This window comes from Streptomyces sp. NPDC079167 (genome assembly GCF_040686735.1).
Taxonomy (GTDB): Bacteria; Actinomycetota; Actinomycetes; order Streptomycetales; family Streptomycetaceae; genus Streptomyces.
This window is the reverse complement of record NZ_JBFBLO010000018.1, coordinates 128,783-138,410: the sequence shown is the minus strand read 5'-3', so window position 1 is coordinate 138,410 and position 9,628 is coordinate 128,783. Positions and strand designations below refer to the sequence as shown.

Annotated in this window: 10 protein-coding genes; 4 read left to right on the top strand and 6 right to left on the bottom strand. The window is 70.8% G+C overall.

The features are described from left to right. A partial coding sequence (gene glpX, locus AB0P41_RS29885; RefSeq protein WP_365935184.1) for a class II fructose-bisphosphatase occupies window positions 1–1,100 on the bottom strand: 1,100 nt, incomplete at its 3' end. A 144-nt stretch (window positions 1,101–1,244) separates the two neighbouring features. On the opposite strand from glpX, the gene AB0P41_RS29880 reads away from it, so the two are divergent. Continuing rightward, on the top strand, window positions 1,245–1,784 hold the full coding sequence (locus tag AB0P41_RS29880; protein WP_365935183.1) for a DUF4245 domain-containing protein: 540 nt from the start codon (window positions 1,245–1,247) through the stop codon (window positions 1,782–1,784). A 91-nt stretch (window positions 1,785–1,875) separates the two neighbouring features. On the opposite strand, the gene AB0P41_RS29875 is transcribed toward AB0P41_RS29880, so the two are convergent. The 4 genes from AB0P41_RS29875 to AB0P41_RS29860 form a co-directional block, all read right to left on the bottom strand. Beyond that, entirely contained in the window at window positions 1,876–2,466 is a 591-nt protein-coding gene (locus AB0P41_RS29875) for a malonic semialdehyde reductase (protein WP_356716075.1), read from the bottom strand. Between the two features lie 138 nt (window positions 2,467–2,604). Then, window positions 2,605–2,862 (bottom strand): exodeoxyribonuclease VII small subunit, encoded by a 258-nt coding sequence (locus AB0P41_RS29870; protein WP_356716073.1) that lies wholly within the window; start codon window positions 2,860–2,862, stop codon window positions 2,605–2,607. Window positions 2,863–2,923: 61 nt separating this feature from the next. Continuing rightward, on the bottom strand, window positions 2,924–4,135 hold the full coding sequence (xseA, locus tag AB0P41_RS29865; RefSeq protein ID WP_356716072.1) for an exodeoxyribonuclease VII large subunit: 1,212 nt from the start codon (window positions 4,133–4,135) through the stop codon (window positions 2,924–2,926). A gap of 155 nt (window positions 4,136–4,290) precedes the next feature. Beyond that, the gene (locus tag AB0P41_RS29860; RefSeq protein WP_365935180.1) at window positions 4,291–5,634 is read right to left on the bottom strand and encodes an APC family permease; all 1,344 of its coding nucleotides are present in this window, start codon (window positions 5,632–5,634) and stop codon (window positions 4,291–4,293) included. 77 nt (window positions 5,635–5,711) lie between these two features. On the opposite strand from AB0P41_RS29860, the gene AB0P41_RS29855 reads away from it, so the two are divergent. Beyond that, window positions 5,712–6,701 carry a 4-hydroxy-3-methylbut-2-enyl diphosphate reductase gene (locus tag AB0P41_RS29855; RefSeq protein ID WP_356716068.1) on the top strand — a complete coding sequence of 330 codons (990 nt, stop codon included), beginning with the start codon at window positions 5,712–5,714 and terminating at the stop codon, window positions 6,699–6,701. 98 nt (window positions 6,702–6,799) lie between these two features. Continuing rightward, on the top strand, window positions 6,800–7,537 hold the full coding sequence (gene ppgK, locus AB0P41_RS29850) for a polyphosphate--glucose phosphotransferase (protein WP_365935178.1): 738 nt from the start codon (window positions 6,800–6,802) through the stop codon (window positions 7,535–7,537). A gap of 3 nt (window positions 7,538–7,540) precedes the next feature. Here the strand turns inward: ppgK and AB0P41_RS29845 are convergent, their stop codons facing one another. After that, window positions 7,541–8,152: a DUF6542 domain-containing protein gene (locus tag AB0P41_RS29845; protein ID WP_356716064.1), complete on the bottom strand. Its 612-nt coding sequence runs from the start codon at window positions 8,150–8,152 to the stop codon at window positions 7,541–7,543. A gap of 230 nt (window positions 8,153–8,382) precedes the next feature. Here AB0P41_RS29845 and ychF point away from each other — a divergent pair, with 230 nt between their 5' ends. Then, entirely contained in the window at window positions 8,383–9,471 is a 1,089-nt protein-coding gene (ychF, locus tag AB0P41_RS29840; RefSeq protein WP_365935176.1) for a redox-regulated ATPase YchF, read from the top strand. Window positions 9,472–9,628 lie beyond the last annotated feature (157 nt).

The window sequence follows — 9,628 nt, the reverse complement described above, 5'->3', positions numbered from 1 at the left end:
CCGCCACTCGCCGTCACCATCGACCTTGAATTGGCGGACCTTGCGGGTGCCCCACCGTACCGACATCGCCGGTGCCGCGAAGGTGACCTCATCGCGCTGTAGGCGCGCAGCTTCGACAGCCGGTGCGTCGAGTCGATCCTGCGGATCGTGCCGGACTTGGACCGCATCACCAGGGACTCCGTGCCGGCCGTCTCCCCGCGGTACCGCACACCGCGCAGGAGTTCGCCGTCGGTGATCCCGGTGGCGACGAAGAAGACGTTGTCGCCGCTGACGAGGTCGTCCGTCGACAGGACCCGGTCCAGGTCGTGGCCGGCGTCCAGCGCCCGCTGTCGTTCCGCCTCGTCCTTGGGCCAGAGCTTGCCCTGGATGACGCCGCCGAGGCACTTTATGGCGCAGGCCGAGATGATGCCTTCCGGGGTGCCGCCGATGCCCATGAGCAGGTCGACGCCGGTCCCCTCGCGGGCCGCCATGATCGATCCGGCGACGTCGCCGTCGGAGATGAACTTGATCCGGGCGCCGGTCTCCCGGATCTCCCTGACCACGTTCTCGTGCCGGGGCCGGTCCAGGATGACGACGGTGACGTCCTCCGGGGCCGAACTCTTCGCCTTCGCGACGCGTCGGATGTTCACGGACACCGGTGCGTTGATGTCGACGAAGTCGGCGGCCTCGGGACCGGTGACCAGCTTGTCCATGTAGAAGACGGCGGACGGGTCGAACATCGCGCCGCGGTCCGCGGCGGCCAGTACGGCGATCGCGTTGGGCATGCCCTTCGCGTTGAGCGTGGTGCCGTCGATCGGGTCGACGGCGATGTCGACCTCGGCTCCGGTGCCGTCACCGACGCGCTCGCCGTTGAACAGCATGGGCGCTTCGTCCTTCTCTCCCTCACCGATGACGACGACGCCGTTCATCGACACGGTGGAGACGAGCGTGCGCATGGCTTTCACTGCGGCGCCGTCGGCGCCGATCTTGTCGCCGCGGCCGACCCAGCGCCCGGCGGCCATGGCGGCGGCCTCGGTGACCCGCACCAACTCCAGGGCCAGGTTGCGGTCGGGGGCCTCCGGGGAGACCTCGAGCTGGGACGGCAGATGATGCTCGGACATCGGAGCGCACCTTTCTGTACGACGACGACCGGAAAAGAGGGTGCTGTGACTCTATCGGTAGGTCGATAAAATGAGCAGAGCGGGTCACTTATGAGCGGATGCCCGCCGACCGGGCCTCCGGCGGCCCATGCCACCATTGAGTCCGTGGCAAGCAAGCGAGGCAAGCAGACCGTCCGGGACATGATCCTGTCGATGCTCGTGATCACCGCAGTGGCGGGCGTCGTCTACCTCTTCATCCCGCACGACGAGAAGGCCGACCCCCTCAAGGCGGTCGACTACCGGGTCGAGCTCGCGACGGCCCGTCGCGCCGCGCCGTACCCCGTGGCAGCCCCGGCGGGGCTGCCCGAAGGCTGGAAGGCGACCTCCGTCTCGTACGAGGGGCAGAACGGCTCGGGATGGCACCTCGGCTTCCTCGACCCCGACAAGAGGTACGTGGCCGTCGAGCAGTCGACGGCCCCGGCGAAGAAGTACGTCTCCGAGGTCAGCCGGGACGCCGAGAACACCGGGCGCACCCGCGAGGTGTCGGGCCGTGACTGGGAGATCTGGAACGGGCCGAAGTACGACGCGCTGGTGCTGCACGCCGAGGGTGTGACGACGGTGGTCACCGGCTCGGCCCCCGCGGACCGGCTGGCGGAGATGGCCGCCGCGCTGAAGACGGCTCCCGCCGCTCCTGCTGCTTCCTGAAGGCCCCCGTACCGACGGAAGAGCCCCACGACGCTCGGCGTCGTGGGGCTCTTCCGTCGTCCCGGGAGGCGGCCGCCTCCCGGGAGGGAAATCAGACGGTCGTGATGACCTCGTCGTAGGACAGGCGCGGCAGACGCGGGAACCAGGCGTCCTCGCCCGGCTTGCCGATGTTGACGGCCATGATCAGCTTGTGGTCGCCGTCCAGGAACTCCTTCTCGATGCCCGCGGCGTCGAAGCCGGTCATCGGGCCGGCGGCCAGGCCGGCGGCGCGGACGCCGATGATGAAGTAGGCGGCCTGCAGAGTGGCGTTGAGCGCGGCCGACTGCTCGCGCACCGGGCGCTCGGAGAAAAACGCGTCCTTGGCCTGCGGGAAGTGCGGCAGGAGCGCCGGGAGTTCCTCGTGGAACTCGTGGTCCGCGACGAGGAGCGCGACCAGCGGGGCGGTGGAGGTCTTCGGCCGGTTGCCCTCTGCCATGTGCTTCACGAGGCGCTCGCGGCCCTCCGGCGTACGGACCAGGACGACGCGCAGCGGCGACTGGTTGAAGGCCGTGGGGCCGTACTTGACCAGGTCGTAGATCGCCTGGACCTGCTCGTCGGTCACCGGCTCGTCGGTGAACGTGTTGGCAGTGCGGGCCTCACGGAAGAGGAGGTCCTGGGCGGCGGGGTCAAGAACGAGGGACATCTGGAGCGTTACCTTCCGGGCTGAACGGGTCAAGCGACACGATCACCGTAACCGAGGGATAGATTAAAGTTCAACTAAATCTGTCCCGGGGTGATCCACCGCACAACAGCTCCCGATGCCCGGCAGTGCCTCCGGAGGTCACTGCCCCGCGTCGCCGCCGGCCTCCGAGGGCTCCTCGGGGCGCGCCAGCGCCGCGTCCAGCCGCGCCCGCGCGCCCTCCAGCCAGTGCCGGCAGACCTTCGCCAGCTCCTCGCCGCGCTCCCACAGCGCCAGCGACTCCTCCAGCGTCGTGCCGCCCGCCTCCAGGCGGCGCACGACCTCGATCAGCTCGTCCCGCGCCTGCTCGTACCCGAGCGTGCCGGTCGCGGCAGCCGTCGTCGTCCCGTCGTCCGTCATGCCGACCACCCTATGCGCGGGGGCCGACAGACTCGGCTGCCCACGGCCTCACCGGAGGCCGTCACTCCGCGACCCGCACGGTGAACTCGCCCTCGGAGACCCGTGCCCGCAGCTCCTCGCCCGGCGCCCCGGCGTCCGCGGGGGAGCGCACCACATGGCCGTCCGGCCGCTGCAGCACCGCGTACCCCCGCTCCAGCGTCGCCGCCGGCGAGAGCGCCACGACCCGGGCCCTGGTGTGCGCGAGCTCCGAGTCGGCGCGGTCCAGCAGGTGCCCGAGGACCCTGCGGCTCCGCCCCACCAACGCGTCGACCTCCGCCTCCCGCTCGTCCACCATCCGCTGCGGCCGCTCCATGGAGGACCTGCCCAGCGCATGCGCCAGCCCCCGCTCCTCCCGGTCGATCAGGCCCCGCACGGTCCGCAGCGCGCGGTCCCGGAGCTGCTGGACGCGGTCGAGCTCCTCACCCACGTCCGGCACGACCTTCTTCGCCGCGTCCGTCGGCGTCGACGCCCGCACATCGGCCACCAGGTCGAGCAGGGGCGAGTCCGGCTCGTGCCCGATCGCGGAGACCACCGGCGTGCGGCACGCCGCCACCGCCCGGATCAGCGCCTCGTCGGAGAACGGCAGCAGATCCTCCACGCTGCCGCCGCCGCGGGCGACCACGATCACGTCGACCTCGGGCAGCCCGTCCAGCTCCTGGACCGCCTGGACCACCTGGTTCACGGCGTGCACACCCTGCACCGCGGTGTTGCGCACCTCGAAGCGCACCGCCGGCCAGCGCCGTCTGGCGTTCTCCAGCACATCGCGCTCCGCCGCCGACGCCCGGCCCGAGACCAGGCCGATCAGCTGCGGCAGGAAGGGCAGCGGCTTCTTCCGGTCCAGGGCGAAGAGCCCCTCGGCGGCCAGCGACTTCTTCAGCTGCTCCAGCCGCACCAGCAGCTCGCCGATGCCCACCGGCCGTATCTCCGTGGCCCGCAGGGACAACTGCCCGCGCGGGGCGTACCACTCGGGCTTGGCGAGGACGACCACCCGCGCACCCTCGGTCACCACGTCGGCGATCCGGTCGAAGACCTGCCGGAAGCAGGTCACGCTCACCGAGATGTCGTGGGAGGGATCGCGCAGCGTCAGGAACACCACCCCGGCGCCGGGCCGGCGTGACAGCTGGGTGATCTGCCCCTCCACCCAGACCGCGCCGAGCCGGTCGATCCAGCCGCCGATCAGCCGTGACACGTCGCCGACGGGCAGCGGGGCTTCCGGGGACGTAGTGAGAGCCATACGGGCGAGCGTATCGGCCGGTACGGACAACCGGCCCTTTCCCGGGCCGCACGCCGGACGCCGGGGCCGTTTGCTGGGCCGCACGCCGGACGCCGGGGCCTTTGCTGGGCCGTCCGCCGGACCGCCGGGGCCTTTGCTGGGCCGCCGGGGCCTTTCTACGCCGTCCGCCGCCCCCACTGCACCGCGAGCACCACCAGGCCGATCCCCAGCCAGCACACCCCCACCAGCTGGGCGCTCTTCGTCGCCTCCAGGATCACCGCCACCAGCACGCCCGCGCCCACCACCGGCACCACGATGTGGCGCCACAAGTTCGGCGGCCCTTCCATCCGGCGTACGGCGAACCAGCCGACCACCGACGCGTGCAGCAGCACGAACGCGGTGAGCGCCCCCACGTTCACGACCGACACCAGGTGGTCGAGGCCGTCATCGCGCCGGGCCGCCCACACCGCCGCCACCAGCGTCACGACCGCGGCGCACGCGATCGCGACACGCGGCACCCCGGACCGGCTGTCGACCCGGGACAGGAACGACGGCAGCCGCCCCTCCCGCCCCATCGCGAACACCAGCCGGCCGGCCGCCGCCTGCCCCGCCAGCGCCGCGAAGGCCGCACCGATCGCCTTGCTGACGGCCACCAGATCATGCAGCCAGGAGCCGACCGAGGCGTCCACCGCGTCGTAGAACGCGGACCCCTGCTTCACCGGATCCGCCGCCAGCTCCGCCGAACTCACCGGTTCCAGCAGCGCCGCCAGATACGACTGGACCACGAACAGCGCCCCCGCGAGCACCAGGCAGAACAGCACCGCCCGCGCCACCTTCGCCGAGCCCCCCGTCACCTCTTCCGCGAACGAGGCGATCGCGTCGAACCCCAGATAGGACAGCACCGCGACGGACACCGCCCCCAGCACCGCCGTCATCGAGAACCCGGTGTCACCGGTGAGCGGCGACAGCCAGCCGCGCTGCGCCCCGTCCCTGGCCAGCACCACCACCGCCGCCACCACGAACACCAGCAGCACCACGATCTCCATGGCGAGCACCGCGAAGCCCACCCGGGCCGCCGCCCGTACGCCCCAGAGGTTGAGCAGCGTCGTCACCACCACGGCGATCGCCGTCCACACCCACCGCGAAACCTCGGGGACCAGCGCGTTCATCGCGATCCCGGAAAACAGATAGGCGACGGCCGGGATGAGCAGGTAGTCGAGCATCGCCATCCAGCCGGCGATGAACCCCGGCCCTTCCCCGAGCCCCTTGCGGGCGTAAGCGAAGACCGACCCGGCGAGCGGGGCCACCCGCACCATCTGGGCATAGCTGAACGCGGTGAAGGCCATCACCACGGTCGCCACGAGATACACCAGAGCCACGGCCCCGCCGGACTTGGCGTCCAGGGTGCCGAAGACCCCGACGGGGGCCATCGGCGCGATGAACAGCAACCCGTAGACCACCAGGTCCCGGAACCCGAGTGTCCGCCGCAGCCTTCCCTCTTCCGTGCTGCTCCCCGCCATGAACCCTCCGTCGCTGGTTGCGTACGCATCAGTCTCGCGACCCCGCCGACCCGGCGCCTGTTCGGTACGGCCTTACGATGGGACGCATGACTGCTTCTCCTGCCCGCCGTGTCCTGCTCGCAGCCCCCCGCGGTTACTGCGCGGGCGTGGACCGCGCCGTGATCGCCGTCGAGAAAGCACTGGAGCAGTACGGTGCCCCGGTCTACGTCCGTCACGAGATCGTGCACAACAAGTACGTCGTGCAGACCCTCGAGAAGAAGGGCGCGATCTTCGTCGACGTGACCGCGGAGGTGCCCGAGGGCTCCATCGTGATGTTCTCCGCGCACGGCGTCGCCCCGACCGTCCACGCGGAGGCCGCCGAGCGCAAGCTCGCCACGATCGACGCGACCTGCCCGCTGGTCACCAAGGTCCACAAGGAAGCCGTCCGCTACGCCAAGGAGGACTACGACATCCTCCTGATCGGCCACGAGGGCCACGAGGAAGTCATCGGTACGAGCGGTGAGGCCCCCGACCACATCACGCTGGTCGACGGCCCCGAGGACGTGGCGAACGTCGAGGTCCGCGACGAGTCGAAGGTCGTCTGGCTCTCCCAGACGACGCTCTCCGTCGACGAGACGATGGAGACCGTCGGCGCGCTCAAGCAGAAGTTCCCCAATCTCCTCTCCCCGCCCAGCGACGACATCTGCTACGCCACCCAGAACCGTCAGATCGCCGTGAAGAAGCTGGCCGAGGACGCCGAGCTGGTCATCGTCGTCGGCTCCAAGAACTCCTCCAACTCGATCCGCATGGTCGAGGTCGCCCTGGACGCCGGCGCGCCCGCCGCCCACCTCGTGGACTTCGCCGCCGAGATCGACGAGGCATGGCTGGAGGGCGTGACCACGGTCGGCCTGACCTCGGGCGCCTCGGTGCCCGACGTCCTCGTCGACGGCGTGCTGGAGTGGCTGGCCGAGCGGGGCTACGCGGATGTGGAAACGGTGAAGACGGCCGACGAGTCGATCACCTTCTCGCTGCCCAAGGAGCTCCGGCGCGACCTGCGGGCCGAGGCCGCCGCGCTCTCCGCCGGGTGACAGGGGCGCGCCCGGCTCCCGGCCGGGTGCCCCGGGTGCGTCCGCCGGATCGCCCGTCCGGGGAGTGATCCTCGCCACCTGCCCGTACCGTGGATCACATGGAGATCTTCGGTGTGGACATCGGCGGTTCAGGGATCAAGGGTGCGCCCGTGGACCTGGACCGCGGAGAGCTGGCGCGGGAGCGCCACAAGGTACTGACACCTCACCCGGCCACGCCCGCGAGCGTGGCCGACGGTGTGGCCGAGGTCGTCGGCCACTTCGACTGGCAGGGGCCGGTCGGCATCACGTTCCCCGGAGTGGTCACCGGCGGCGTCACCAGGACCGCGGCCAACGTGGACAAGGGCTGGATCGACACGGACGCCCGGGCGCTGCTCAGCGAACGTATCGGGCAGCCCGTCACGATCCTCAACGACGCCGACGCGGCCGGTGTCGCCGAGATGACCTTCGGGGCGGGCCGTGACCGCAAGGGCACGGTCATCATGCTGACCCTCGGCACGGGCATCGGCAGCGCGGTCTTCACCGACGGGCAGCTCGTCCCCAACACGGAGCTCGGCCACCTGGAGCTGCACGGCCACGACGCGGAGAAGCGCGCCTCCACGAAGGCCAAGGAGGACGAGGACCTCAGCTGGCACCACTGGGCGCACCGGGTGCAGAAGTACCTGGTCCACGTGGAGATGCTGTTCTCGCCCGAGCTCTTCATCATCGGCGGGGGCGTCAGCCGGAAGGCGGAGAAGTTCCTGCCGCTCATCGAACACGTACGGGCCGAGACGGTCCCGGCCCAGCTGCAGAACAACGCGGGCATCGTCGGTGCGGCCATGGCGGCCGCCGGCACGTAGTTTCTACGCGCGGGGGCGGCGGTCGGCCCGGCCGGCCCTGGCCAGGTGCCGCTGCCGCTCCCGCATCTGCCGGATCTTCCGTACGGAGGCGATGAGACCCGCGATGAGCGTGCCCCCGTACAGCCAGCCCGCCTGGACGGCGAGCGCGGTCACGACGGCCATCGCCTGCCCGCCGAAGCCGCCCGTGCCGCCGGCGACGGGGACCACGCCGACCGCGAAGGCGATGGGCACGATGATCGGGGCGGTCACCAGGTCGGCGGGCCGCACCCAGAGGGCGGTCAGGGCGCTGACGGGCAGGAAGAGCAGCCCGTACACCAGCTCCGAACCGCCGAAGAGGAGCCGGTCCACGCAGGCCAGCAGGAACATCGCCAGCGCCGCGAAGAGCCCGGCGCCGATACCGGTCAGCCGGGGGTTGGGGAATCTGCGCAGCGCCAGGACCACGGGCGGGGCCCCGCGCCGGGGCCCCGGACCCGGGCCGGCCGCCGGCGCCGGGGCGACCACCACGGCCACCGGACCGCCGGCCGCACCCGTGGCCTCGCCGAGGCCGCCGGGCGGTGCGGGCCGGCCCTGCGGGGGCTGGGCGCGCTGCGGGGTACGTGTCCTGTGCTGCTCCACCCCGACAACCTAGGACGCCGGGTGCACTCTTTCGGGCGTTGGACACGCGCTTTGGGTGACCTTGGCGTTGCGTTCGATACCGCACGGCCGAAACAGGCCCGTTCGGCCCCGGCCCGCCCTCCGTCCCCGCACCCGTGACGGGCCGGCGGCCCCCGCCCGTAAACTGGAGAACCGGTCCGCCCTCCGGTCCGCCCGCACAGCCCCTCTCCTCACTTCAGGAAGTCGCCAAAGTGTCGCTCACGATCGGAATCGTCGGCCTGCCGAATGTCGGCAAGTCGACCCTTTTCAACGCCCTGACCAAGAACGACGTGCTGGCGGCCAACTACCCGTTCGCCACCATCGAGCCGAACGTCGGCGTCGTGGGCGTCCCCGACCCGCGCCTGGACAAGCTCGCCGAGATCTTCAGCTCGCAGAAGCTGCTCCCCGCCACCGTCGACTTCGTCGACATCGCGGGCATCGTGCGGGGCGCGAGCGAGGGCGAGGGTCTGGGTAACAAGTTCCTCGCGAACATCCGCGAGTCCGACGCGATCTGCCAGGTCATCCGCGCCTTCAAGGACGACAACGTCGTCCACGTCGACGGCAAGGTCTCGCCCAAGGACGACATCGAGACGATCAACACCGAACTGATCCTCGCCGACCTCCAGTCCGTCGAGAAGGCCGTCCCGCGCCTGACGAAGGAGGCCCGCCTCCAGAAGGACAAGGTCGCGGTCCTCGCCGCCGTCGAGGAGGCCCAGAAGATCCTCGAGGCCGGCGACACGCTCTTCTCCAGGGGCATCACGGCCGGCACCGAGAAGGGCCGCCTCCTCCACGAGCTGCACCTGCTCACGACGAAGCCCTTCCTGTACGTGTTCAACGTCGACGAGGACGAGCTCGTCGACGAGGGCTTCAAGAACGAGCAGCGCGCCCTGGTCGCCCCGGCCGAGGCCATCTTCCTCAACGCCAAGATCGAGTCCGAGCTGATCGAGCTCGACGACGAGGAGGCCCTCGAACTCCTCCAGTCCATGGGCCAGGAGGAGCCCGGCCTGGCCACCCTCGGCCGCGTCGGCTTCGACACCCTGGGCCTGCAGACCTACCTCACGGCAGGCCCGAAGGAAGCCCGCGCCTGGACGATCAAGAAGGGCGCGACGGCCCCGGAGGCGGCCGGTGTGATCCACACCGACTTCCAGAAGGGCTTCATCAAGGCGGAGATCGTCTCCTTCGACGACCTCGTCGAGACGGGCTCGGTCGCGGAGGCCCGCGCGAAGGGCAAGGCGCGCATGGAGGGCAAGGAGTACGTGATGCAGGACGGCGACGTGGTGGAGTTCCGCTTCAACGTCTAGCTGCCGCCACAGCTCGGTCTCGGTCGAGCCGGCACACCTGTGGGTGGTCGTCGAGGGGCTGATGTCAGGCAGATGTCCGCGTCACTGACGATCCGGTTCCCCGGATCCGCCCTGCAGATCCGGTTCCCCGGATCTGCAGGGCGGCGCGGACCCTGGC